Origin of the sequence: Mycolicibacterium phocaicum (assembly GCF_010731115.1) — a bacterium.
Lineage (GTDB): Bacteria > Actinomycetota > Actinomycetes > Mycobacteriales > Mycobacteriaceae > Mycobacterium > Mycobacterium phocaicum.
Genome location: NZ_AP022616.1, coordinates 103,013 through 128,610, shown reverse-complemented (window position 1 = coordinate 128,610; position 25,598 = coordinate 103,013). Strand labels below are relative to the sequence as shown.

Below are 25,598 nucleotides of genomic sequence, written 5' to 3'. Positions count from 1 at the left end.
TCGCTGTCTTTCAGTGGGATTCGTGGTTCGGCAGTTTCGCTATTCCTGCCGGCCCGAGGCCGGCAGGAGTGAAACGCCCTGGAAATCCCGGAGGCTCCTGACCTTGGAAACGAGGATGCAGGAATGCCGAAAGAACAGTCGCCAGGCAAGCCCACGGCACGTCGCTACAGCCCGGAGGAGAAGGCCGCCGCGGTGCGTATGGTGCGGACGCTGCGGCAGGAGTTGGGTACCGAGCAGGGCACGGTGTCGCGGGTGGCGCGCCAGCTCGGCTACGGGATTGAGTCGGTCCGCTCGTGGGTGCGTCAGGCCGATATCGATGACGGTCACGCGCCCGGGGTGAGTTCGGGTGAGTCGCAACGGATTAGAGATCTTGAGCAGGAGAATCGAGAACTCAAGCGGGCCAACGAGATTCTGAAACGAGCGGCGAGTTTCTTCGGGGCGGAGCTCGACCGCCAACACCGCAGGTAATCGCGTTCATCGACGCGAATCGCGCCGAGTTCGGGGTCGAGCCCATCTGCACCGTCCTGCGCACCGCAGGGGTGTCGGTGGCCCCGAGCACCTACTACGACGCCAAAACTCGCCCACCGTCGCCGCGGGCCTGCCGCGACGCGGTGCTGGGTCCGGCCCTGGTGACGCTGTGGGAGAACAACTACCGGGTCTATGGGGCCCGCAAGCTCTACAAGGCCGCCCGTAGGGCCGGCCATGACGTGGGTCGCGACCAGGTGGCCCGGCTGATGCGGGCCAACGGGATCTGCGGGGCCCGGCGCGGTAAACAAGTGCGCACCACCAAACCGGATCCTGGCGCGGCCCGGCACCCAGATCTGGTCAAACGCCAGTTCACCGCAAGCGCACCAAATCAGTTGTGGGTGACCGATCTGACGTTCGTGCCGACCTGGGCCGGGGTGGCCTACGTCTGCTTCCTTATCGATGCGTTCAGCCGGATGATCGTCGGGTGGCGGGTGGCTTCGCACATGCGCACCACGATGGTGCTCGATGCGATCGAGATGGCCCGCTGGTCACGCGGAAAGCTGTTGCCGCACTTGGTATGTCACTCCGATGCCGGATCTCAGTTCACCTCCATCCGGTACGGCGAACGGCTCGCCGAGATCGGCGCAGTCCCGTCAATCGGCACCGTCGGGGACAGTTTCGATAACGCCTTGGCCGAGACGGTGAACGGCTACTACAAGGCCGAATTGATCTACGGGCCAGCTCACACCGGGCCGTGGAAGACCGTCGAGGATGTCGAGCTGGCCACCCTGGGCTGGGTGCACTGGCACAACACCAGCCGCCTGCACGGCTACCTCGGCGACCTACCTCCGGCAGAGTACGAAGCCGCGTTCTACGATGCCCAACGGAGCGGCCAAACCCTGGTCGAAATCCAATAGCCCGAGCCTCCGGCGGACCCAGGGCGTTTCAGAGCTTCCCCACAACGGGTCCGAGCGCGAAGGCGGCGATCAGGGAAACAATGATGACGACCGAGACCACGCGACTGTTCCCGGCGAGCAGATCGAGATTGAGCAGCATGATCGCCAGGATGGCGACCAGCCCCACCATGCCGAGCAGTGGCGCGATCAGTGTCCGAGTCACCGGCGCCCCGTGCGGCTCGCGACGGAAGAACGCCAGCACCGACGAGCAGGTGAGGATGAGCAGCACGACGTATCCGATCGACCCCAGACCCGATGTCCACGTGTAGATTTCGCTCATCGGGTCCAGCCCGATCACGATGCCGCCGGCCAGCACGGCGCCGGTGACGACCGCGACGGCCACCGCTCCGCGGTGCGGCGAGCCGTGCTTCGGGTGGCTCGCCGACAGCGGGGTCGGCAACAGACCCCGGGACGCCAGGGAGAAGGTGTAACGGGCGAGGATGTTGTGCCACGTCAAGGCGGCCGCGAAGGTGCTGGTGACGAACATCGCCACGGTCAGGTCGGCACCGACGCGTCCGAGGTACTGCAGCGCCACAGCGGAGAACAGGCCCTCGGGGTCGGCTGCCGCGGCCTGGACAACTCGACTGTCGCCGACTCCGCTGATCACCGCCCACGAGGTGAAGGTGTAGAAGAGTCCCACCACGACCACCGAAATGACCGTGGCTCGGCGTACCGTCCGGGCGGGATCGCGTGCCTCGTCCCGGAACACCGCCGCCGCCTCGATGCCGATGAAGCTCAGCACGGCGAAGATGAGGCCCACCCCGGGTGCACCGGTGAATATCGTCTTCAGAGAGAAGATCCCACCGGACAGGCCTTCCGGTCCACCGCCGCGCGCAACGATCCAAAAGTCCAGTGCGAGAACGATGCTCACCTCGGCGACCAGGAGGACACCCAGGACCTTGCCGGACAGCTCGACGTCCCGGTAGCCCAGGAACAACGTCAGCGCCAGTCCCACCCCGGCCCACAGCCACCATGGCGACGCGGGTCCGCCGTAGGACTTCACCAGCGCGTCGACACCGGTCCCGAACAGAATGAACAGCCCGATGAAGATGCACGTATACGACAGCATTGCCAGATAGCCGGTGCCGATTCCGGCAGCTCGGCCCAGGCCCGCGTGCACGTAAGAGTAGAACGCCCCCGCCGAGCGAACGAACGGTGTCATCGTCGTGAAGCCGATGACGAAGAGCAGCAGGACGACGAGGGTCGCCACGTAGCCGATGGGCAGGCCTGCGCCGTTGCCCAAGGCCAGGCCCAGCACCATCGGCCCGCCGACCACGCAGAGCGGGGCGGCCCCGGCGATGATCATGAGGGAGATCGAGCCGACGCCGAGCTTGCCGCTCAGCCGGGGCGTAGTACCGGGCTCAGCGGTGTTCGCGCTGGTGGTGATGTCCATCATCAGAACCTGATCACCGAGCGGATGCCGACGCCGCGCTTCATCTCGTCGAAGGCGTCATTGATCTCTGCCAGGTCGATCACCCGGGTCACCAGTGAGTCGAGATCAATGCGGCCCCGCATGTAATGCTCGACGAGCAGCGGGAAGTCGGTGGCGGGCTTGCTCGAGCCGTAGTTCGAGCCGATGAGGGAAAGCTCTTGATCCGACATGACGAACGGATCGATTGTGACCTTCATGCCGTCGGCCACCTGCCCCGCGACGACAGCGGTGCCACCTCGGGCCAGGACCGCGTAGGCGGCTTCGATGGTCTGCGGCAGGCCGATGGCCTCGATGGCCACTTCGACGCCACGCCCGTCGGTGAGCTCCGCGATCCGGTCCGCCAGATTCTCCTGGGCGCTGTTGATGATGTCGGTGGCTCCGAAAACCCGTGCCTGCTTGAGCTTTTCGTCGGAGATGTCGGCGGCGATGATCTGCCGTGCACCGACCAGGCGCGCGCCCTGAATCGCGTTCAGCCCGACGCCGCCGCACCCGATGACCAACACTGTGTCACTTGGGCGCACCTTGGCGGTGTTGACCGCTGCGCCGACACCGGTGGTGACGGCGCAGCCGATCAGCGCCGACTGTTCGAAGGGGGCGTCCTCGCGGATCGCGATCGCCCCAGATTCGGGCACCATGGCGTACTGGCCGAAGGTGCCGACGCCGGCGAAGCTGAGGACGTCGGCGCCGTCAGCCGTGGTGATCCGGGACCGGCCGTCGAACGACAGGTGGTTGGCCGAATGTTGAGCGACCATGTCGCACAGGACGGGCCGGCCACTGATGCAGTACCGGCACCGGCGACAGGAGGGCGTCCAGGACAGCACGACGTGATCGCCCGTTTTCAGGGTCGTCACCCCTTCGCCCACGCTCTCGATGACACCTGCCCCTTCGTGGCCGAGAATCATCGGGGTGGGGACGTCCCATTCACCGGCAAGAACGTGAAAATCACTGTGGCACACTCCACTTGCCTTGAGTCGCACGAGTACGTCGCCGGGCGGCGGGGTCGATGGGAGCGAAACGGTTTCGATGGTCAGCGGCGCGTTCGGCGTCCTGAAAACGGCGGCGTCGAATTCGATGGTCATGGCAGATGTCCTTAGAGGTGCTGGATGTGGCGAATCGGATGTGGCGGGCGGGGTCTAACGAACGGTGCGGATGAGCTTCTTGTTGGCGAACTCTTCGATCCCCGCCCGGCCGAGTTCGCGTCCGAAGCCGGATCGCTTGACGCCGCCGAACGGCAGTTCCATGCTGTCGAGGCCGACGCCGTTGACGAACACCATGCCTGCCTCGATCTGGTCGGCGACCCGCAGCGCCTGCTCAGGGTCCGTGGTGAAGACGTACGAGCCCAATCCGTAGGGCGTGTTGTTCGCCAACTCGATGGCCTCGTCTTCGGACGCCGCTCGATACACGGTCGCCACCGGACCGAACAGCTCCTCGTTGGACGACGGCGACGTCGGCGCTACGCCGGTCAGAACAGCGGGCGGGAAGTACGCCCCCTGGCGGCTGCCTTCGCAGACGAGTGTCGCCCCGTCGCCGACAGCGCGCTGGACCTGCTGTTCCAGGCGCTCGGCGGCGGCGCCCGAGGACAGCGGAGCCAGCGACTCGGATTGGGCCATAACCTGTTTCGTGAACTTGTCGACGAACTCGTCGTAGAGCTCATCGGCGATGATGATGCGTTTCGCGGCATTGCATGCCTGACCGGTGTTTTCGAATCGGGCATCGATCGCGGCCTGGACGGTGGCATCGAGGTCATCGGATGACAGGACGATGAACGGGTCCGAGCCCCCCAACTCGAGCACCACCTTCTTCAGGTTGCGACCCGCCGTTTCCGCGACTGCCGCGCCGGCGCGCTCGGAACCGGTGAAGGAGACACCCTGAACTCTGGGGTCGGCGATGGCGCCGGCGACCTGTTCATTGGTGGCATAGGTGTTGACGTAGCAGCCTTCGGGAAAGCCTGCGTCGACGAAGATCCGCTGCAGGGCGGCCGCTGACTCCGGACACTGCGGCGCGTGCTTGAGCACGATGGTGTTGCCCAGAGCGAGATTGGGTGCGGCGAATCGGGCGACCTGGTAGTACGGATAGTTCCACGGCATGATGCCCAACAACACGCCGATCGGCTGGCGCCGGACGAATGCCGTTCCCTCCCCCTCGATGAGCTCGATCGGCTCGTCCGCCAGAAACGTGGCGGCGTTGTCCGCGTAGTACTCGTAGATGGCTGCGCTGAACTCGACCTCACCGATGGCCTGGTCGAGGGACTTGCCCATCTCGCGGCGGATGATCTCAGCAAGTTCAGCACTGCGCGAGTTGTGAAGTGCAGCCACCTTTCTCAACAGATCCGCGCGCTGCGCGACGGTGGTTTGCCGCGACCAGTTGCGGTAGGCGCCGGCAGCCGCTTCGAGCGTCGCATCCACCACTTCATCAGTGGCAGTGGGGTATTCCCGTACGACTTCCCCGGTCGACGGGTCGGTCACGAAGTACAAAGGCATGGTCATTTCGCTCGCTCCTGTTTGTGATCAATCGATTTCGGTCGCAACGCTGCTTCGAAGTCCGCACGCAGGGCCTTGCGATCGAACTTGCCGGATGCGTTGAGGGGAAGCGCGTCGTACACGACCCAACGGTCGGGAATCGCATAGTCGGGCAGGCAAGTGCGCAGAAACCCGACGAGTTCCTGCTCATCGAACGCCGTGCCGGCGCGCGTCTCGATGGCGACCGCGACACGCTGCTGGAGAATGTCGTCCGCGTACCCGAAAGCGCATGCGGCCGCGACGGTTTCGTGGCGAGCGATGTGGGACTCGACGAATGTCGGCATGATCTTCTCGCCGCCGCGGTTGATGACGTCGTCTGCCCGGCCGTGCAGCCACAGCAGGCCGTCGCCGTCGATCCGGCCGACATCGCCGGTGCGCAGCCACTGCCCGGTCATCTTCTCCGCCGTCAGCCGCGGCTCGTCCCAGTAACCGAGCATGCGCGTCGGCCCACTCAGCCACACTTCGCCCAATCCGCCGGGCGCCACGTCATCACCCGACTCGTCGACGATGCGTAGCTGGACGCCGGGCAACGGCAGTCCCACGGACTCGGCTTTCGTCGCCGCCAGGTCGCTGGGCAGGAACGTGCACACCGACGTGAACTCACTCAGTCCGTACGCGTGCACCAGCTTGAGATGCGGCCACCGCTGCTGCAGCTCCTGCACCCAGGCCTCGGGCATTGCGCTGCCGCCGTACATGATTGCGCGGACGCCGCTGAAAATCGCGTCAGCCTCGTCGTGCAGCATCAGCATTCTCAGCATGCTCGGCACTGCCGCGAGGAACGTGGCCGGGTGCGCCATCAGTTCTGCTGCCGCGTCGCCGGTCCGGTAGCGCCGCAGGAGACTGGTCGTCCCTCCGGAGGCGACCATGTGCGCCAATTGATCCGCGAAGCCCGTGTTGTGAAAAATGGGTACGACGATCAGGGTGCTGTCGTCCGGCCCCGTTTCGAAGTAATCCGAGAACGCGTAGGCCAGCTCGGCCATCGCGGCACTGCTGATGACCGCACCCTTGGGAGTTCCGGTGGTACCTGAGGTGAAGCTGATGAGGGCCGGGACCTCGGCCTCCTCTGAATGATCGCTTGCGGCAACCGATTCGGCACTGCTGCTGCTCATCTCGCGCAGAAGCGCCGACAGCTCCAGGCACTGCGCACCGGTCAGGGCGGCGAGATCGGTTCCCCCGAGGCCGGCATCGTGAAGCACCAACTGGGCATCGACCTTCACGACCTGCGCGACGACCTGACTCTGTGCGAGACGGGTATTCATCGGGACAACGATCACGTGGGCGCGCTGACACCCGAGGAACGCGACAACCCATTCCAGGCTGTTTTCGCCGAGCAGCACCACGCGATCACCCCTGCGCACACCGCGATCGAGGAGTAGGACGCCGAAGCGCGTCATCGCGTCGTCGAGTTCCGACCACGTCAGAGTCGTTTCCCCGCAACGTAGTGCGATGGCATTCGGCCGCGTGTCAGCCCAGTGCGCAACGGCGCCCGACAGGCTGGTGTGTCCGGTCTGCGGTGCGCGGATCATCTGCGTACTTCGGTCAGGGTCTGGATACCCGGCCCGAACCCGCCCAGCGACTGTCCGATGCGCTCGAACTCGCTGAGCGCGAACTGCCACGGGAGGACCTCCGGTCCCCACGCCCCCGGCGGCGGGCATTCGCGCAGCGCGGCGAGTGCGGCAACGGCGGCGCCGAGGCCGGTCCCACGGGACATCGGCGCGTCGTCGATGAGTGCGAGCGCACCCTGCACGCGAGTGCCGTCGAGAACTTGAATCAGCAACGCAGTCAACGCTTTACCGCCCTTGGGAGCGGCGGAAGCCTGGTGGCGGGCCCACATCAGCTTCCAGAGGAACTCGGCCGGCTCGACATCGTGACCGGCAATGTCCACCAGGACGTCATTGTGACCGAAGCCGATGCGACCCAACGTCGAAAATGCCGCGTTGGCCCAGTCGGGCCGCAGCGACCCCTTACAACTCGCGTTGCGCAACTGCGGGAAGAATCTGCTCAGCGTGCGCGGCTCGGGGTGCGCGGTGTCGAAGGCGTCGATGACACCGAGTGGCTCGGGAAAGGTGAATGTACCCGCGGTTTCCGGCACAAAGCCGGGCGACTGCACCCACTGGCCGTCGCGCCACACCGGGCACGGCGTCACCGCCATGTGGAGCATGTGGCGCAGCGGAGCCAGTCCGCCGGGGTCACGCTCGTGTGTTGCCCACACCACCTGGACGCCGTCGCTGTCGGGAAATTCGTCGAGCAGGCGGGCAGCGCACCAGTTGGACACGCCGGGCGACCAGCCGGCACCGCTGATGAGAGCGACACCGGCACTCTGCGCGTCGGCATCCAGGGCCAGGACGGTTTCGGTCGCCTCGAGGTCGTCACCGATATCGATATAGGTCGTGCCTGACCGCAGCGCGGCCTGCGCCAGGCCGTCGGATCCTGCGAAGAACGGTCCGGAAAGGTTGAGCACCACGTCGACACCGTCGAGGTCCACCGACTCCGCGGTGACGTCGACGACGCGCCCGCGAACGCGTGCGGGATCCAGCGACTCGGCGCGCCGCACAGCTTCGGGCGCCCGATCCATCGCCAGGAACTGCGCATCCGGGAGTTGTTCGAGCAGAATCCGCAGGGCGGCGCTCCCCATCTGCCCCAGTCCGGCAATACCCACTGACACCATGTCGAACCTCTTCCAATATCGCAGGTTCACCAGTCAGGACCTGCACGAACGAACATTCGTTAAGCTAGCGTTGGCCGTGGCTTCCGTCAATAGGTGGCGCCAAGTCAATTGCCGACAGCCCGGCCACGACACCCCGACAACCGCAGCTGCAGGCGAACATCCGCTCGGCACACAGACCGGCGACACCGGGCACACCGTTGAGCCGGGTACACACTCGAGCGCCGTAACCTTGGACGCAGCTGCCAACAGGAGGACAGATGACCGCCGCACGAGGATCCGCGACTCGGCCCGCCTCGAGTCCTTCGGAGCTCGACCGCTCAGCCGACATCGCGAACCTCGGCCGGGTCTTCGATCTGAGTGTCATGCGCGAACGCATTTTGGCCGCGGCAATCACCAACGTCGCCGATCACGGATTCGGTGCGTTCACAGTCCGGGAAGTCGCGGCCGTCGCCGGCATCAAAGCGCCCGGACTCTACAGCCACTTTCCGTCGAAGGAGGCGATCCTCACCGAGGCGGTCTCCCGGGTGCTGGGCGACTTCCTGGACAACTCAACGCATGTCGACGGTGTAGATCCCGAAGCAGACCTGCGCGAGACGGTACGACAACACGTGCTGTACCAAATGCACAACATGCACATTGCCCGCGTGGCGGATCTCGTTCTCTACACCGCCTCCGCCGGCCAGTTCTTGTCGACCGAGGACTACGACAGATTGCTGTCCCTGCAGCAGGCCCACCTGAATCTGGTGCGCGATCGCGTGACCGCCTTCGCGCCCGGCGTGTCGGAAACCAAGGTCACCGTTGCCTCGATGGCGATCATCGCGATGTGCGATCGGGTCGCGAACTGGTTCCCGGCAGACGGTGCGCGCGACCCCGAAGAACTGGCCGATCTGCATTGGCAGCTGGTGCGAGCCATGCTCGTCGGGCTCGGGCCGGACCACTCCTAACCAGCGCTCCCCGGGTTTACCGCCCCGCCGACCTCGCCTGCCATCCGAGGCGATTCCCCGCCCACTTTGCCATCCAAAATGCGGGTCACCCGCCCCGATCCCATCGAGGCGAATCATCACCGCACCCCCGAATCGCAAGGGCGCGAGCGTTATTCGTGGACCTCACCGAGAGCCGCCGAATCACCGGATCAAACCAACCGTTGACACGACTTTCGTGCGGCAGTAACCTACGTCACTCATACGAACGAATATTCGTTCAGTCACACTTCCCGCAGTCCGCCGGCGTAGTCGGGCGCAATCTCAACAAAAGGACAGCAGATGAGTCTGCCCGAGTTGGCGGCCACGCGCGCTGCCGCCGCAGGTGCCGTCGCGTGGGTCGTGCTTCGACGTAATACCAAACAGCGCAATATGTTTCATGCACATACCGCATGGCCGACGAATGTCACGCAGGAACGGGCGAATCTCGACGGCGTCCAGGAGACGCTCGAAAGCTCCCGTATCGAGGCGCACGCGAAGAGCCGGTGGTCGGTCTTCGCCGCGTACGGAATCCTGGCCGCCGCCACCCAGGCACTCGTGGTGAACTACGCGCCCGTGACCGGCGACGCGGCCCGGCATTTCGGCGTGTCGATCGCCGCAATCGGTTGGCTGTCACAGGTTTTCCCGCTGATCTACGTGCTGCTCGCCATTCCCGCAGGTCTGGCACTCGATCGGTTCTTCCGCCCGGCCCTCATCGCGGGCGCGGTGCTCACCGCGGCCGGCGCGTTCCTGCGGCTGGTCGCCGGTGACTTCACCTGGACGCTGATCGGGCAGGTGGTCGCGGCGGTGGGCCAGCCCTTCGTCCTCAACGCGATCCCCGGCCTCGCCGTCGGCTACCTCGCCGTCAAAGACCGCGCGACCGGCATCGCCGTCGCGTCCTCCGCCACATTCGGCGGGATGGTCGTGGGATATCTGCTCGGCGCGTGCCTCCCGGGCGAAAACCACGTCCACACCTTGACGGTCATCACTGCGCTGCTCGCCCTCGATGCCGGGCTGTGTCTCCTGGCGGCGCTTCGCTTCGCCCAGCCACTGGGCGGTCCAGAGTCCATTCGCACAACCGGAGGAATCCGGGCCTTCCGCACCGCATTCGGCAACCGCTATCTCCGGCGCTTGTGCGCGGTCGTCGCCATCCCGATGGGCACGTTCATCGCGCTCGCGACCTTCGTACAGCCACTGCTCGAGCCTTCGGGCGTCTCGGAATCGACCGCCGGCCTTGTCTTGGCCGTCACCATGATCGCCGGCGTCGTCGGCTGCGCCGTCGTACCGGTGTGGGCCGATCGACACCGCCGGGAAGTCCAGATCATGGGCGTCGGAATCGGTTTCACCGCGGTGGCGTGCCTGCACCTGGCACTGGCACCCAGCACGACGATGGCCTTCCTGACGCTGATCGGGGTGGGTTTCGTATTGCTGCCGGCGCTACCCATCGTGCTGGCGCTCAGTGAGCGCCACGCGCCCGATGCCGAGAGCACCGCGGCAGGACTCATCTGGATGGCCGGCAATCTGGGCGGCGTCGTCATCGCCACTGCCGTCGGATTGCTCGTCACGCATCCCGCGACCGCTTTCCTCACTCTGGCCGCGGCGACCCTCATCGCGATGCCGGCACTTCGCTGGTTCGACCGGCTACAGCGCCACGAAACTGCCCCCTGAGCTCTTGTGCGGCCACTAACCAGAGTGGGCCACACAGCGGGCATTCAGATATGTGCACCATGCACCGCTCCCGCACCAAAAGGGGTGAGCACCGTCGTTGTGACCCAGCTCACCAGACCGCGACAGTAGTGCACCACCTGACGAGCAACGGCGGGAAACCTCTCCCGCCACTTGGCGGCGTCCCGCCATCAACCACACTTCGAGAGGAATCACCACCATGAAGGACCTCGTGTTCCTGGCAGCCGCGGTATGGCTGGCGGCCGTCGGCTACTACATCGGATGGAAGTTCATCCGCGACTACGGCAACTACCTTCTCGGCCTGGAATCCTTGATCGTTGGAATTTCTGCCACCAACTTCCTCGTCGGGTCGCTGCTCGGCGCCGCGGAGGGCGGGATCGCCTTCGACGTCTCCTTCTTCCTCGACGCGTTCTCCCGGTCGGTCGGTTTCACGCTGATCCTCGTCATGGGCCTGATGGCGGTCACCCATCGGTACACGCCGACGGTCGCTGTCGAGGTCGGTGTCTTCGGACTGGCCGCCGTCGCCGCGATGTTCCTGAAGAAGTTCCACGACGAGACTCTCCACGTCGGGCCGGCGACGTTCTACCTGATCGTCAATGTGCTGACGACTGCATTCCTGGCATTCTTCGCCAAGAAGGTCTGGGACGCCGGCGCCCGAAAGCTCGCGATCGCAACAGGTTTGGTCACTGCGGCCGCGACGGCCATCGCGATCACCTATGACTTCTGCCCCCTCCCCTTCGACGACCACAACCGCACGTTCTTCTACACCGCTGCGCTGGCGACGTGGGGCGCTCAGGGGGTCATCTACCTTCGCGCCTACCGCGCGCTGTATGCCCACAACATCGCCGCGGACGCGGGGACAACCTCGAGTTATCGAAAAGACCTCCGGCACAGCCTCGGATGAAGACGACACACCAAAATGAAAGGAACACAATGAGATTGAAGGTTGCACCCTCTCCCGTCCTTGCCGCTGCGGCAGTGGCTGCGTCGGTGGCGAGCCTGTGCATGGCACCGGCAGTACATGCCGCGCCGGTCGATATGGCTCCGCAGGTCTACGACAAGGTGTCCCCGGACGGCTGGCATCTGAATCTGCAGATCAAGAACGAGGTCGTGAACTCCGTTCCCAATCTCGCGGCGGCGGCCAACTCGCGTGAAGCATTCGTCACTGCCACCGCGACCGCAACGGCGACCGGTGGTGGAAATCCGATCCAGGACAGCCTCTTCATCCTCGGCTATCAATTGGGTTGCCAATCGGACGTTTCGGCAGGTTTGGTCATGGGCGGCACCGGCGGCGTTGCCGGTTCAGCGGGCGTACCGTCCGGCGTCGGCGGCACCATCGGCGCTGCGGGCTTCCTGGAAACCATTGTCCAGCCTGGCGTCATCGTCGATCTGCCGATGACCAACATGGCGCTGAGCCCGGGCAACACCGCGTCTCTGGGCGTTGACAATCTGCACATCAAAGCCGATGCCTGTGGCGGCGACGTCAACATCCGCTCGTACGCATACTTGCGCATTTCGACTGCGGCCAGCCACTTCTCGTACGCCATCTACGGCGACCCGATCAAGATCTGACGTCCCACGAGAAAGGAGAGCTCTGTGTCACAACTCCGAGTCGGTCGATTCGTCGCGGGCAGTGCGATGATTTTCACGATGGGTTCAGTCTGCAGCGCTGTCGCGAGCGCGGACCCGATTCTGCCGTTTCTCCCGGGAACGCCTACCGCCCCCTATCCCGGGGCGTACACCTACGAATTCGGCACGGGCGCATACACCTATCCCCCGCACATGACCGACACCCGCGGCGTGCGAACCGGCGGGCCCACCGCGGATCCGACGCAGACCAGCGTGGGCCTGCCCAACAGCAAGCCCGGTCCGTCAGCGCCCAATCAGTCGTTCATCCTGAACTACACCAACATGCGCTACGGAGTGCAGGGTGGCATCGTGCCACCCGACAGCACCTCGGCCCTCCTGCAATCCGACACCGGCACGCTACCGGGCATGGTCTCCAGTGCGGGGCCGTGGCCGCAGCCGCTGTTGGAAAGCCCCACCGGGACACCACCGAAGACGGGGGTGCCCACCGGCGAGGCGACGAATGCGGCCCCGCCGAGCTACCCGCAACTGGAGCCGCCCGCCCAGCCCGCGCCCACTGAGCAGCCCGCGCAATAGCGATGGCCACCGTGTTCAACTCGGTCTCGATCCGGACCGCGGCAGTTCTTCTCCTCATCGGCTTGTTCACCGCGGACTGCGGCAAAGAAGACCAACAGGCGCCCAGCTCGACGGCGCCCACGAGCACCTTCCCCGTCCAACCCACAGAGAAAGGCCTATTACCGCCGGAGGCTCCGCCGTTCACCTCACCACCTCCACCGACGGACCCCAACAGAGCCGTCACATCGCCCTCTCGCCGATGATCAGGGGTGCACCGTGCACCCCTACACGACGGAAGTCGGTGGCCGTTGTCGTGGCCGCGTCGAATCATCGCTGGCGACACTGAACCTGTCAGTAGCGAGATGCGGAGATTGCCAGGGTAATCCGCTGCGGGCGGCAGTTCATCATTGCGCAGGTGCTGACCGACACTGCCGCCCGCTGCATCTCGCGTCATTCAACCGCGAGTGCGATGGAGGAAACCGTGAAAGAGCAGACCTTGTCGAAATCACCTGAGGGCGACGCCGAAGTCGCATCGGTCGACGTCGTGATTGTCGGTGCGGGCTTCGCCGGCCTGAGCGCCGCGGATCGGCTCTCCAGTCAGGGTGTATCAGTTCTCGTTGTAGAAGGCCGTGACCGGGTCGGTGGCCGTTCGTACTCAGGGGAAGTGGCCGGTGTCAAGGTCGACCTGGGTGCAACCTGGGTTGCCCAGCGCCACAACGCAATCCGTGACCTTATGGAGCGCTTGGGATGTTCGCTGATTCCTCAGTTCGATGAAGGGCTCAACGTTCTCTGGATGGCCGGGGAACGCCAGACCTACACCGGCACCCTGCCGACGACCGGACCGGTGGACGCCGAGGACCTGGGCCGCATCCTGATGGAGCTGACCACATTGCTGGACACCATCGACGTCAACGCCGCCTGGAAATCCCCCGACGCCGGTCAGCTCGACGCGATCTCGTTCGGCGAATGGCTGGACCGGCAGCAGGCCGCGACCAGCACACGTGCCCTGATGTTCATCGTCACCAGGGTGCAGTGGGGCTGCAGCCCGCTCGACGTGTCACTGCTGCATGTGTTGCGCTATATCCAGGCGGTGGGCGGGCTCGATCACATGCTGGCCGTCGAAGGCGGACAGCAGGAGTTCCGCGTCACCGAAACCACGCAAGAGATCGCCAAGCGGCTCGCTGCGCAGATCGGCGACCGAATTGTGCTGAACACCCAGGTCCGCGAGATCTCCCAAGACGACAACGGCGTCACGGTCTCCACCGACTCGGGAGTGATCAACGCCAAGTACGCCATCGTCACCGCGGCCCCTGAGCATCGGGCGTACATCGAGTACCGCCCCGCCCTGCCCGCCAAGACCGAGGGGCTCACGACGAGCTTCCCGATGGGTGCCCTGAGCAAGGCGTTCGTCGCCTACGACAAGCCCTTCTGGCGGTCCGAGGGGCTTTCGGGTGAGGCGTTGACCGATACCGCGCCGGTGTTCATCACCTTCGACGTGTCCCCCGGCGATGACGGGCCGGGCATCCTGATGGTCTTCTGCACCGCGCGGGTGTACGACGGCTTCGGTCCGGACGTTCGGCGGAAACTGGTCCTCGACCAGTTGGTCGAGCTGTACGGCGAGCAGGCCGGCAGCCCCATCGACTACATCGATCACTGTTGGGGCACAGAACCTTTCGCCCCGGGTGGCCCGCATCCGGCCGCGCCGCCTTTTGCATCGGTGAACTACGGCGAGGCCCTCACCACGCCGCACGGGCGCATCCACTGGGCGGGCACGGAAACCGCGGGCGAGTGGGCCGGGACCATGAACGGCGCCATCCTGACCGGTCTGCACACCGCCGAGCAGATCGCCCAGCGACTGGGCCGCCCCGCAGAAGTCTCGGCATAACCGTCGGGCGCCCCTCGGGGTACGAGCAGACGGGCCAAGCACCGTCGGCCCTACTCGCCCCCCGAGGGGTGCCGATGCCAATCGGCCTTGGGACGGCCGCGCGGCGTCATCTCGAAGGCTCACCAATTATGCGCAGTAGTTCGGTGGCAACGGCTTTCATCCCGTCTGCGGTCGGGTGAAACGAACTCGCGATGCGATGAACAGGCTGCAAGGGCTGGATCCACGGGGAAGGGCTACCGAGCTCGTGCCCGCGGCCGAACCGGGATGCCTGCGCGAGATCGGTTCCGGTTTGTTCTGCGACGTCGGTGAATACGCGCGACAGCTGATCGTGAATTGCCGCGAGAGCGTCGACGACAGCGTTATCGAACGGAACATCCATGAAAGGCACGGTCATGTCACCGACCATCGGGAGATAGTCGACGAGAATGACACGTGCTTCCGGTGCGCGCGAACGTGCTTCGATCACGATGCGGGCCAGTCCCGCGGCGGCCTTGTTCTGCTGCTCCACCGTCGCCGTGGGAACGTCGGCGGGAATCCACCGCTGCAGGAGTCCGCGCGTGTAGCGATTCAGCGTGAAATGGACGCCCAGCTTGACCGCAGAACCCAGGTACTCGAGATCGTTGCCGGCGGCCGTTATCAGTACCAGGTCGGCGTCAACGGGCAGCGCGAGAATCTGCGGCGCGAACTTCACGAGTCCGACGCGCTGCGGCGTATCCAGGACGGTTGACGTCGTCGCGCCCGAAACCGTCAGATCGGTGAGCTCGGCGCCGAGGGCACGCGCCAATACGTGCGCGTAGTTGTTGCCCGAACGCATCGCAGCGCGGTTGACGACCGGTTGGATGCCTGGGCCGGCGGCATAGGAGCTGCCGAGTGCAGCGATCCTGCGGTACGTGGTCATGGCGGTGCACCTCTGTCTGTCCGGACGCGCATGCGATGGTACGGCCCGTCCCACCAACCCGGGGTCGGTTGGCCGATGTCGGCACCGCAGCCGGTTCAGCCGAGGACGCACCTGATCCCTGCGCGGTGCGAATCACACCGCTACCGGATACAGGTTGTTGCATTTCGATGTGGTGCGCACCACGTCGACCCCGGCAGTCTGAGGCACATCGCAAGGCGCCAGTGCCGGCGCAGGAAGGAAACGACAGATGAGCATCCCAGCACCCAACCCGGAGTACTACGACGTCGTGATCATCGGCGGCGGCATCTCGGGAATCGGCGCGGCGGCATATCTCACCAAAGAGTTCCCGGCGAAGAAGATCGCACTGCTCGAGGGGCGCGCCGCGATCGGCGGGACGTGGGATCTGTTCCGGTACCCCGGCATTCGGTCCGACTCGGATTTGCACACCTTCGCATACGAGTTCAAGAGCTGGCGCGATGAGAAGGCGATCGCGGACGCACCGCTGATCCTGGACTACCTCAAGGAGACCGTCGAGGAGTACGGCCTCGACACGATCATCAGGTACCGCCACCACGTCGTGGCCGCCGCGTGGTCGAGCGACGACGCGGAATGGGTGCTGACTGTCGAGGTGACCGATGCCACCGGTGCGGTGCGCAACGAGGTGATCAAAGCGGGGTGGGTCTACGCCGGCACGGGCTACTACCGGTACGACGAGGGGTACACCCCGGAGTTCGAGGGCCGGGACGACTTCGAGGGCGACATCATCCACCCGCAGTTCTGGCCTGCGGACTACGACCACTCCGGCAAGAAGGTCGTCGTAATCGGCAGCGGCGCAACCGCAATCACGCTCATCCCGTCGCTGCTGAAGGGCGACGGCGCCGCCGACCACGTCACCATGCTGCAGCGCACGCCGACCTACATCATGTCGCTGCCACGCGTCGACACGCTGAGCCTCAAACTCACTCGCCTCCTCGGAGAACGACGCGGCTACCTCGCGACCCGGTGGAAGAACGTGTTGATCGACTGGGTGGTCGTCGAACTGATGACGAGGTTCCCGAAGACCGCACGGCGCGTCATCCGGCACCTGAACAAGAAGCAACTGCCGGCGGGATTCGACGTTGACCGGCACTTCAACCCGCCGTATGACCCGTGGGACCAGCGCCTGTGCCTCGCCCCCGACGGCGACTTCTTCGCCTCGATCCGCGACGGCGGCGCGTCGGTGGTGACCGATCGGATCCGCCGCTTCACCAAGACCGGAATCGAACTCGAGTCCGGTGAGCACCTGCCGGCCGACCTCATCGTCACGGCGACCGGGCTGAACCTGCGGCTGTTCGGCGGCATCGACCTGACAGTCGACGGCCGACCGGTCGAGCTGTCCGACGCCGTGGTGTACCGCGGCGCCCTGCTGTCCGGTATCCCGAACTGGATGATGGCGATCGGCTACACCAAATCGTCCTGGACACTGAAGATTTCGCTCCTCGGCAAGAGCCTCATCGAACTGCTCCGGTACATGGACACCCATGGGTACGACACCGTCGCGCCGTATGCGGCCGAGGGCGTCGGCACGCGGTCGATCCTCGACCTGGACGCCGGATACATGCAACGCGCCAATCGGGCGCTACCGCGTCAGGGCGACGGGATGCCCTGGCAGATGCGGAACGTGTTCCTGGAAGACCGGAAGATGTACCGGGGATCGATCATCGACGACAATCTGCGCTTCAGCTCGCGGCTAGAACGTGAACTCGCCGTCGGCGGCACGCAAAACGAGGATCGCCGGGCCGAGATCAACCGGGCAGCGTCCGGACGAGTCGCGTCATGACGGCGACCCTTGCCGGACCCACGACGCCGGACCGCCGACTGACCGCGGCCGAGCTGATGCAGCGGAGCCTGTTCACGGCTCTGGGCCGGGTTCCGCAGGCCGTCCTCCGCCGGCTCGTCCCGCCGACCGTCAACGCCGACGGCGACGTGATGGCGCCGGAGATCGCACTGCTGATGCGCTTCGCCGCCGAGGAGCCTGATTTCAGTGACGGCACCGTGGCCGAGGCGCGCGCCATCATGGCGAACGACTGCCGGGTCTTCGCGGACAAATCCGAGAACGTGACGGTGGACGTGGACCCCGATATCGTTCTCCCCAGCGGTATTCGGGCCAGCCTGTATCGCCCGAAGGTGCGCTCCAACGGGCTCGTGCTGTTCCTGCACGGCGGCGGTTTCGTCCTCGGCAGTCGCCAGGATTACGACTCCCCCGCCCGCCTCATCGCGGCCGGCGCCGGCGTCAATGTCCTGTCGGTCGAGTATCGGCTCGCTCCGGAGGCGCCGTTTCCGGCGGCTGTCGACGATGCCTGGGACGCATGGCATTTCGCCGTCGCCCGCTGCACCGACTGGGGCATCGATCCGGCGCGGATCGTCCTGCTTGGTGACAGCGCCGGCGCGAATCTCTGTGCGGTGCTGTCGAACCAACTCCAGGGCGACGCATTGCTGCCCCGGATGCAGGTGCTGATGTATCCGGTCGTCGATGCCGTGGGCAGCTACCGTTCGCGTGCGGAGTTCGCCGACAACCCCGCGCTGACCGCCAAGCAGATCGCGTGGCTGTCCGAGCTGTACGTCCCCGATGCCGATGACGGCTCCGACCCACGGGTCTCACCGATTCTGGCGGAGGACCTCTCCGGGGTGCCGCCGACGCTCGTCACCGTCGCCGGTTTCGACACCTTGCGGGACGAGGGCATCGCATACGCCCAGCGGCTCAAGGACTTCGGCGTCCCGACCCGCCTGCTACGAGAAAGCGGCCTGGTGCACGGGTACATCTCCATGACCCAGATCAGCCCAGCAGCCCGCGATGCGGTGAGCCGCGTCGCCGCCGCGATCCGACACGCCCTGCGCTAGTCACCCGGCAACACAACACCGAGCGAAACACGCAAAAGCGCGACTAATACGTACAAGCTCGCATTGTGATGCCGATTACAGCGACCCTTCTGAGATTGCACCAGTCACACCCTCAGGAGATAGCTGATGTTGGTTGCCCTCGGCCTGACCATGGTCGCCGCTTTCATGGTCGTCATCATGACCAAGCGCGCCACGCCCATCGTGGCGTTGATCGCCGTCCCCGTGACCTTCGGCCTGCTGGCCGGGGCGGGCAGCGGAATCGGGAAGATGATCACCGACGGCATCAAGGACCTGGCGCCCACCGCCGCGATGCTCTTCTTCGCGATCGTGTTCTTCGGGATCATGATCGATGTCGGGCTGTTCGATCCGGTGATCCGCACCGTGATCCGCTTGGTGGATCACGATCCCGCCCGACTGGTGGTCGGCACCGCGGTGCTCGCGGCGGTCGTCTCGCTCGACGGCGACGGTTCGACAACGTACATCGTCACGGTCTCCGCGCTACTTCCCCTCTACTTGAAGCTTGGGGTCAGCCCGGTGGTGCTCACCGTGGTCGCCGGCTTGGCGAACGGCACCATGAACATCCTGCCGTGGGGCGGCCCGACCGCGCGCGCGGCGGCCGCACTGAAGATCTCCCCGTCCGAGGTGTTCGTCCCGATGATCCCGTCGCTGATCGCCGGAATGTTCATCGTGCTGGCGTTCGCATGGCACCTGGGGGTGCTGGAGCGCAAGCGGATCGGCTCGATCGTGGTTCGCGAGCGGGTCCTGGCCGGTGTCGGAGGTGGGTCGGAACCGACGGGCCTCGGCGGCGGTGACGCATTCGAGGGCGCCGCCGACGACTCGGGCGCGATCTCCGGTGAATTCGCTCGACCAAAACTGTTGTGGTTCAACGCGATCGTCACCGTCGCACTGCTCGCCGTGCTCACCATGGACATCCTGCCCATCCCGGTGCTTTTCATGATCGCCGCCGCGGTGGCCCTCATGGCGAACTTCCCGCAGGTGTCCGAACAACAGGCCGCGATCACTCGGCATGCGTCGTCGATCGTGTCGGTGGTGGGCATGGTGCTCGCCGCAGCTGTGCTGACCGGAGTATTCAAGGGCACCGGCATGGTGGAAGCGGTGGCCACCTGGGTCACCGGCATCATCCCCGAGTCGATGGGCCCGCACCTCGGCGTGATCACCGGCGTGCTGTCGATCCCGTTCACGTTCCTGATGTCCAACGACGCCTTTTACTTCGGCGTCCTGCCGGTGCTCTCGGAGACCGCGAGCCACTACGGGATCAGCGCGGCCGAGATGGCGCGGGCCTCGATCACCGGCCAGCCGTTCCACATGCAGAGCCCACTGGTGCCGGCGATCCTGCTGCTGGTCGCGCTGGCCGGCGTCGGGCTCGCCGACCATCACAAGAAGGTGTTGTGGCGTGCGGCGGTGGTCTCGCTGGTAATGCTGGTGGTGGGCGTCGCTCTCGGCCAGATACCGCTCTGACGCGCCGATCCGCGGCCGATCCGTCGTCGACAGCGATAGCCTCGACCCTCATGCCGAGGATCCGATTACGCACCCAGATCCTCATCCTGCAGATGGTGATCGTGACCGCCAGCCTGGCCGCCGGTTTCGGCATCATCATCCACCGCACCGACACGCAGACCCGGACCGAATTTGCGCGCCGCGCCCAGGCCATCGCCGAGACGGTGGCCTCGGATCAGGAGGTCCAGGCCGGTGCCGCCGCCCAATCCGCGGCACGTCGGGCCGGGCACCCGGCTACGGCCGCCGAGCTGGCCGCCGCCCCGCTGCAACGGCAGGCCGCGGCCATCACCGCCCGGACCGGGGTGCTGTTCGTGGTGATCGCCGATGACGCCGGCTACCGCATCGCACATCCAGACCCGACACAGCTGGATCGGCCCCTGAGCACCGATCCGTCCGCCGTCCTCGGTGGCGAGTCCGAACTGACCGTGCAGCAGGGCACTCTCGGCGATTCGGTCCGCGCCAAGGCACCGATCCGCGGTCCGGACGGCACGGTCGTCGGCTTGGTCAGTGTCGGCGTGGCGATGGATACCGTCAATCAGGCCACCCACCGCACCCTGGTGCTCATGGTGACGTTGGTGGCGATTGCACTGACGGTGGGCGCGATCGGCTCGGCACTGTTGACCAGGCGGTGGCGCCGCCTGACCCTGAGCCTGGAGCCCGAGGAGATGGCCGAGCTGATCCGCGAGCAGGACGCGGTATTGCATTCGGGCGCTGAGGGAGTCATCGCGATCGATGCGAAAGGCATCTCCCGGGTGATCAACGAGCGGGCTCGGGAGTTGCTCGGTGTCACCGCCGCACCGGGGACGCCGCTGCGCGATCTGGGCCTGACGCCCCGCGTGGCTGCCGTCGCAGCGGAGCCGACGACGGTGCCGGTGGCCGCGGCCGTCAACGAACGCGTGGTGTTGGTGTCGTCCCGGCGGGTGCACCGCGACGGTACCGATCTGGGCACGGTGCTGACCGCCGTGGACCGCACCGACATCGAGGCGCTCACCCGGGAACTGGACTCGGTGCAGGCCATGAGCTCGGCACTGCGGGCCCAGCGACACGAGTCTGCGAACCGCCTGCACGTGGTGGCAGGCCTGCTCCGCGACCACCGGACCGCCGAGGCGCTCAGCTACCTCGACGAGATCACCGGCCGAGCCGGCGTGGCCCCCGTGCCGGGTCTGGAACGGTTGGACGAACCACATCTGCGGGCGTTCGTCGGCGCCAAGGCCGCTCGTGCGCACGAGCGCGGCGTCGTGCTGCGGGTAGGCGAGGAGACGGCGCTGGTCGGCACACTCGCGCACCCGGTGGACACCACCACGGTGGTCGGGAATCTGCTCGACAACGCGATCGACGCGGCGGCCGAGAACGCAGCGCCGGACGCGCACGTCCCGGCGGTAGAGCTGGATCTCTTGCGCGACGGACATGATCTGGTGATCGTGGTGACCGACACCGGGCCCGGATTCGCTGTCGACGACCCCTTCCTCGAAGGGGTCACCACCCGATCCGACCCGACGGTGCCGGGCGGGCGCGGTATGGGCCTGGCCATCGCACGGCAGGTCGCGCGCGGACACGGTGGGGATGTCACCATCGCGGCCCGCGGCGGCACGGACGGCGAGCCGACCACAGTGCTGGCCACGATTCCGGGAGGTGTGCTGGGCGATGACGCGTGAGTTGCGAATCCTGGTGGTGGACGACGACTTTCGGGTCGCCGCACTGCACGCCTCGGTGGTGGACTCGATGGTCGGATTGGTCACGGTGGGCTCGGCGCGAACCATCGCGGAAGCCGGGACGATAGTGGCCGACGCCGACGCCGCGCAGGCACCGGTGGATCTGGCACTCGTCGACGTGTACCTACCTGACGGCTCCGGCATCGACCTGGTACGCCGCCTGCACTGCGACGCATTCATTCTCGGTGCCGCGGATGATGCGGCGAACATCCGGGCCGGGTTGGCCGCCGGCGCCCTGCACTATCTCATCAAGCCGTTTCCCAACACGGAGTTGGCGCGGCGCCTGGCGGCGTACACGGCGTACCGGCGGATCCTCGACGGACCACACCTGACTCAGGAACAGGTGGACTCCGCGGTCTCGGCGCTGCGGTCCGAGCGGCCGAGCACCAAGAAGGACGATGGTGCCCCGCTGACAGAGCGCCTGATCGTGGACGCGCTCCGCGAGGCGGGGAAACCACTGTTGGCAGACGAGATCGCGCAACTGGTGGGCATTGCCCCGGCGACCGCGCGGCGCTACCTCGCGGATCTGGTGCGCGCCGGCACCCTCACGATGGGCCTGCAGTACGGCTCCACCGGCCGTCCGCGCCAGCGTTATGCCCTTGCATGAGAGCGTGATTGGCCCTCAGCCCGCACTCAGTTCAGGCGGACGGTCTCGAACGTGACACCAGCGGCCGGCAGGCGGGTCAGCAGCGCGTCACCCATCGCCGTGGCCGGCGTCAGGACCCCACGCAGAGCGGAAAGCTTGTCGCCGTCCAGCGCGAGCGCCAGACCGCTCTCCCCGAGCAGTACCGCCGTCGCCAGATAACTGGGGTCGCCCTGCTGTGCGATGACGGCGCGGTACCGAGCACCGGTCGTGGTGGTTGTATAAGTCTCGATGCGGTATTGCCCTTTGCTCAAGGCACTTTCACTCGGCCCGCTCCCCGGCTTGGGCAGGAGGCGTTCGAACAACCGCGCAGGCGCCGAGTTGGCGTAGCGGCTGCCCAACGCAGACATGCCGGCGAGGGCCGCCGTCGAGACTGCCGCACGCACCGGGGCGAGGACGGACGATCCGGCGCTGACCTGTTCGGCGTAGCGGAACGTGCGCCCGTACGACCAATCCAGAAGTGCGTTGCTACGCCGCACGATTCGCGAGTTCTCCGCCGCCATGATGAAGGCGCCGGTCCAGCTGCCCTCCAGTTCCGGGGCGATCTGTGCGCCGCGACGTAAGGGCGCATCGGATTGCCGCCCCAGGTCGGGTTCGGCCTCTCGATCGGCGCTCAACGTGTACGGATCGCGTATCGCGGTGCGGACGGCCGGGTCTGCCGACATGGTGCGCCGAGCTTCCAGGATCGAGGCGAGCGTGCCGCCCGAGGCGCCGCCGACGAACTTTCGCACCACCATGTCCGTGTCGGTGAGCGCACCTTCGCCATCGGCACGCGCACGGTCATACAGGGCATAGGCGGTGAGATCGGAAGGGACCGAATCGAATCCACAGGAGTGGACGATCCGGATGCCGGCATGGGCAGCCCGCGTGTGGAATTGGTCGACGCTGGCACGGATGAACGGGGTCTCTCCGGTGAGGTCGGCGTAATCGGTGCCGGCTTCCACACAAGCCGCCACCAGTGGCAGCCCGTAGCGGGTGTACGGCCCCACGGTCGTGACGACGACCTGGGTACGCGCGGCCATCGTCACCAGTGACGCCGGTGACCCGGCGTCGGCCTCGATGATCGACCAATTCTGGGCCGCCGCCCCCAGTGAGTCACGCACCGCGCGCACCTTGTCCACCGACCGCCCGGCCAGGGCGATCCGGGCGGATCCGCCTGCCTTGGCCAGGTATTCAGCGGTGAGCCTGCCGACGAAACCGGTGGCGCCGTAGAGGACGATGTCGAATTCGCGCTGAGCCATGGCCGGAAATTACCTCAGCGAGCCACGCCGCAATCGAAATGTGACATGAATCATGGTCAGATGATGGTCTGGGCGACCCGCCCCGTTCGGTTTGGTGCCGTCATATTGCGGTGAGCAGGTGGCCGGCCTTCAGCCCCGAACCGGTCAGCACGGCGACGACAGTGTCCGCGGCACTGATCTCTCCGGCGGCCCGGAGCTGACGCAGTGCGGGCACGACCTGCGCGCTGGTGGGTTCGATGAACAGCCCGGACCTGGCGAGCTCGCTCACGGCAGGAAGCAACTCATCCTCCGGGACGGCGACGGCCGTCCCACCCGTGTCCCGGATCGCCTGCAGCACTTCGCGATCCCGCACCGGCTTCGCGATGGCCGTGCCTTCGGCAACGGTCGTCGACCATTGGCTGTCGGTGACCTCATCGCGCCCCTGTGCGATGGCCGTGACGACCGGGCAGCAGTTCTGCGGCTGGCTGACGAGGATTCGTGGCACGCGGTCGATCGCGCCGGCTCGACGCAGTTCGCCGAATCCGGCGGCACAGCCGAGCACCAGACTGCCGGCGCCGGCAGGAACGAGAACCGCTGCGGGAGCTCGGAATCCGAGGTCCTCCCAAATCTCGTAGGCGATCAGTTTAATGCCCTGCAGGAAATATGGGTGCCAGTTGTGGCTTGCGTAGAAAGTGGTGTCGGCGCGGCCCACGGCCGCGTCGGCCACGTCCTGCCGGCTTCCGGACACCAATTCGATGTGGGCGCCGTGCCATCGGCTCTGCACGATCTTGTTCGGCGACGTCGCAGCCGGCACGAGGATGTGGGCTTCGATTCGCGCTGCCGCGCAGTAGGCCGCGACCGAGGAGCCGCCGTTGCCGCTGGAATCCTCGAGAACTCGATCGATTCCCTGGTGACGCAAGGCAGTCACCATCACCGCGACGCCGCGATCCTTGAAACTGCCGGTCGGATTCATCGACTCGACCTTCAGGCCGACGTCGATGCCGTCGAAGGTTCGGGTGAGCAGCGGTGTCCGCCCCTCACCAAGGGTCACCGGCTCGATGTGCGCCAAGGGATTTGGCAGCGCAGCGCGATAGCGCCACTGCGAGTTGATCGCGGCGTCGATCTCTTCGCGGCCGATGCCCGGCAGCTGTTCGAAGACCAGCGGGCCGCCGTCGTCACCGCGCCAGCGGGGTTGGTCAGCGGGATAGCGTTGGCCGCTGCGGTCAATTAGGCGCAGTCGACTCAATTCGAGTCTTCAATGCAGTATTGGCAGGTGTCTTTCTTGATTCCCCGATTTGTGTGGTGGCGCGTATGAGCACTGCGCTTACTCGACGGCTTCGGCCGGCCTTTTCGGACCGCAGACATTTTGGCACGTGTCTCCGCACTGGCACTTCGGCCAAAATTGGGGTTTCCAGCGCCTTTCCGCTGCTCTGAAAGTTTGGCCTTGGCCTCTTCCGACATCACATGACCGAAACTGGGGTGATCAACACCAAACTTCCCGTAATTCGGATTGTCAGCACCGACGTTCGTGCCTTTACGTGCGGCCGACCACTTCGCTCGTTGCTCGGCGGAGTGCTCTCTCCGATAGAACGGATTCTCCTCACCGAATCGGCTGGGAACCTTACGTCCAGTGGATCGGAGCCTCGCCGCCTCCCGCATCTCCGCGGTCCACACAACACCCGTCGGTCCGAGCCCACCGGCCGCGAGGTTCAGCAATGGATGCCCCTCCTGGCGAAGAAGCGCTATCCACGCAATCTCGGCCTCACCTAGCTCGTCGAGTCCATCCGTCCAGTCCAGCGGGTCCACGATCAGATCTTCGCGCTGCTGCTTTCGCAACCAGTCATAGAACGGCGTTTTTCTCCCGTCCCAAGCGACTTTCAGATGCTGCCGCAGGCGCACTTCCGCGGTTTTCGTCGTGAGGCCGACATAGCGATAAACAGACTCCGACCGGAGCCTGACCCCATAGATCAGGCCTCCGGTCGGAGTTCTACCAGTCATGAAATCCGCTGTCA

At 65.9% G+C, this 25,598-nt stretch carries 21 protein-coding genes and 1 other annotated feature; of the genes, 12 read left to right on the top strand and 9 right to left on the bottom strand.

Going from position 1 to position 25,598, the window contains the following annotated elements:
* Positions 1 to 123 precede the first annotated feature (123 nt).
* Positions 124 to 1,385 (top strand): IS3 family transposase gene (locus tag G6N46_RS00620; RefSeq protein WP_138249840.1). Its coding sequence is split into 2 segments (ribosomal slippage): positions 124 to 427 and positions 427 to 1,385, totalling 1,263 coding nucleotides; the frame shifts between segments, so codons are not numbered across the junction.
* Positions 423 to 554: a sequence feature (AL1L pseudoknot), on the top strand. It overlaps the preceding gene by 132 nt.
* A gap of 28 nt (positions 1,386 to 1,413) precedes the next feature.
* Here the strand turns inward: G6N46_RS00620 and G6N46_RS00615 are convergent.
* Genes G6N46_RS00615 through G6N46_RS00595 form a run of 5 tightly spaced genes read right to left on the bottom strand, consistent with a single transcriptional unit; the run spans position 1,414 to position 8,043 of the window.
* Positions 1,414 to 2,817 carry an APC family permease gene (locus G6N46_RS00615; RefSeq protein ID WP_138249841.1) on the bottom strand — a complete coding sequence of 468 codons (1,404 nt, stop codon included), beginning with the start codon at positions 2,815 to 2,817 and terminating at the stop codon, positions 1,414 to 1,416.
* Positions 2,818 to 2,819: 2 nt separating this feature from the next.
* On the bottom strand, positions 2,820 to 3,935 hold the full coding sequence (locus G6N46_RS00610) for a Zn-dependent alcohol dehydrogenase (protein WP_138249842.1): 1,116 nt from the start codon (positions 3,933 to 3,935) through the stop codon (positions 2,820 to 2,822).
* Positions 3,936 to 3,989: 54 nt separating this feature from the next.
* A complete protein-coding gene (locus G6N46_RS00605; RefSeq protein WP_138249862.1) occupies positions 3,990 to 5,336 on the bottom strand; it encodes an NAD-dependent succinate-semialdehyde dehydrogenase in 1,347 nt (448 codons plus the stop codon).
* Between the two features lie 2 nt (positions 5,337 to 5,338).
* On the bottom strand, positions 5,339 to 6,901 hold the full coding sequence (locus tag G6N46_RS00600) for a class I adenylate-forming enzyme family protein (RefSeq protein WP_163692523.1): 1,563 nt from the start codon (positions 6,899 to 6,901) through the stop codon (positions 5,339 to 5,341).
* On the bottom strand, positions 6,898 to 8,043 hold the full coding sequence (locus G6N46_RS00595) for a saccharopine dehydrogenase family protein (protein WP_138249844.1): 1,146 nt from the start codon (positions 8,041 to 8,043) through the stop codon (positions 6,898 to 6,900). The genes G6N46_RS00600 and G6N46_RS00595 overlap by 4 nt, the downstream gene beginning before the upstream one ends.
* Before the next feature lie 257 nt (positions 8,044 to 8,300).
* On the opposite strand from G6N46_RS00595, the gene G6N46_RS00590 reads away from it, so the two are divergent.
* The 6 genes from G6N46_RS00590 to G6N46_RS00565 all read left to right on the top strand — a co-directional run bounded on the left by G6N46_RS00590 (position 8,301) and on the right by G6N46_RS00565 (position 14,715).
* Positions 8,301 to 8,987: a TetR/AcrR family transcriptional regulator gene (locus tag G6N46_RS00590; RefSeq protein WP_138249845.1), complete on the top strand. Its 687-nt coding sequence runs from the start codon at positions 8,301 to 8,303 to the stop codon at positions 8,985 to 8,987.
* A 408-nt stretch (positions 8,988 to 9,395) separates the two neighbouring features.
* Positions 9,396 to 10,670 (top strand): MFS transporter, encoded by a 1,275-nt coding sequence (locus G6N46_RS00585; RefSeq protein WP_138249846.1) that lies wholly within the window; start codon positions 9,396 to 9,398, stop codon positions 10,668 to 10,670.
* 217 nt (positions 10,671 to 10,887) lie between these two features.
* Positions 10,888 to 11,592, top strand: a complete 705-nt coding sequence (locus G6N46_RS00580) for a transporter (protein WP_138249847.1) — start codon at positions 10,888 to 10,890, stop codon at positions 11,590 to 11,592.
* Between the two features lie 101 nt (positions 11,593 to 11,693).
* The gene (locus tag G6N46_RS00575; protein WP_234880711.1) at positions 11,694 to 12,260 is read left to right on the top strand and encodes an MspA family porin; all 567 of its coding nucleotides are present in this window, start codon (positions 11,694 to 11,696) and stop codon (positions 12,258 to 12,260) included.
* A gap of 78 nt (positions 12,261 to 12,338) precedes the next feature.
* Positions 12,339 to 12,851, top strand: coding sequence for a hypothetical protein (locus tag G6N46_RS00570; protein ID WP_138249848.1), 513 nt, complete (start codon positions 12,339 to 12,341; stop codon positions 12,849 to 12,851).
* 475 nt (positions 12,852 to 13,326) lie between these two features.
* Positions 13,327 to 14,715 (top strand): flavin monoamine oxidase family protein, encoded by a 1,389-nt coding sequence (locus tag G6N46_RS00565; RefSeq protein WP_138249864.1) that lies wholly within the window; start codon positions 13,327 to 13,329, stop codon positions 14,713 to 14,715.
* A gap of 106 nt (positions 14,716 to 14,821) precedes the next feature.
* On the opposite strand, the gene G6N46_RS00560 is transcribed toward G6N46_RS00565, so the two are convergent.
* A complete protein-coding gene (locus G6N46_RS00560) occupies positions 14,822 to 15,613 on the bottom strand; it encodes an SGNH/GDSL hydrolase family protein (RefSeq protein ID WP_138249849.1) in 792 nt (263 codons plus the stop codon).
* A 247-nt stretch (positions 15,614 to 15,860) separates the two neighbouring features.
* Here G6N46_RS00560 and G6N46_RS00555 point away from each other — a divergent pair, with 247 nt between their 5' ends.
* The 5 genes from G6N46_RS00555 (at position 15,861) to G6N46_RS00535 (ending at position 22,330) form a co-directional block, all read left to right on the top strand.
* On the top strand, positions 15,861 to 17,432 hold the full coding sequence (locus tag G6N46_RS00555) for a flavin-containing monooxygenase (RefSeq protein ID WP_138249850.1): 1,572 nt from the start codon (positions 15,861 to 15,863) through the stop codon (positions 17,430 to 17,432).
* Positions 17,429 to 18,493: an alpha/beta hydrolase gene (locus G6N46_RS00550; protein ID WP_138249851.1), complete on the top strand. Its 1,065-nt coding sequence runs from the start codon at positions 17,429 to 17,431 to the stop codon at positions 18,491 to 18,493. The genes G6N46_RS00555 and G6N46_RS00550 overlap by 4 nt, the downstream gene beginning before the upstream one ends.
* A gap of 126 nt (positions 18,494 to 18,619) precedes the next feature.
* The gene (locus tag G6N46_RS00545; RefSeq protein WP_138249852.1) at positions 18,620 to 19,972 is read left to right on the top strand and encodes a CitMHS family transporter; all 1,353 of its coding nucleotides are present in this window, start codon (positions 18,620 to 18,622) and stop codon (positions 19,970 to 19,972) included.
* A gap of 50 nt (positions 19,973 to 20,022) precedes the next feature.
* Positions 20,023 to 21,666: a sensor histidine kinase gene (locus G6N46_RS00540; protein WP_138249853.1), complete on the top strand. Its 1,644-nt coding sequence runs from the start codon at positions 20,023 to 20,025 to the stop codon at positions 21,664 to 21,666.
* Positions 21,656 to 22,330 (top strand): response regulator, encoded by a 675-nt coding sequence (locus tag G6N46_RS00535; protein ID WP_138249854.1) that lies wholly within the window; start codon positions 21,656 to 21,658, stop codon positions 22,328 to 22,330. The genes G6N46_RS00540 and G6N46_RS00535 overlap by 11 nt, the downstream gene beginning before the upstream one ends.
* Before the next feature lie 26 nt (positions 22,331 to 22,356).
* Here G6N46_RS00535 and G6N46_RS00530 read toward each other — a convergent pair whose 3' ends face one another.
* From G6N46_RS00530 to G6N46_RS00520, 3 genes are all read right to left on the bottom strand, one after another.
* Positions 22,357 to 23,607 (bottom strand): saccharopine dehydrogenase family protein, encoded by a 1,251-nt coding sequence (locus G6N46_RS00530; RefSeq protein WP_138249855.1) that lies wholly within the window; start codon positions 23,605 to 23,607, stop codon positions 22,357 to 22,359.
* 100 nt (positions 23,608 to 23,707) lie between these two features.
* A complete protein-coding gene (locus G6N46_RS00525) occupies positions 23,708 to 24,832 on the bottom strand; it encodes a threonine synthase (RefSeq protein ID WP_138249856.1) in 1,125 nt (374 codons plus the stop codon).
* On the bottom strand, positions 24,829 to 25,584 hold the full coding sequence (locus G6N46_RS00520; protein ID WP_138249857.1) for an NUMOD3 domain-containing DNA-binding protein: 756 nt from the start codon (positions 25,582 to 25,584) through the stop codon (positions 24,829 to 24,831). Before G6N46_RS00520 ends, G6N46_RS00525 begins: the two co-directional genes overlap by 4 nt.
* Between the last annotated feature and the right edge of the window lie 14 nt (positions 25,585 to 25,598).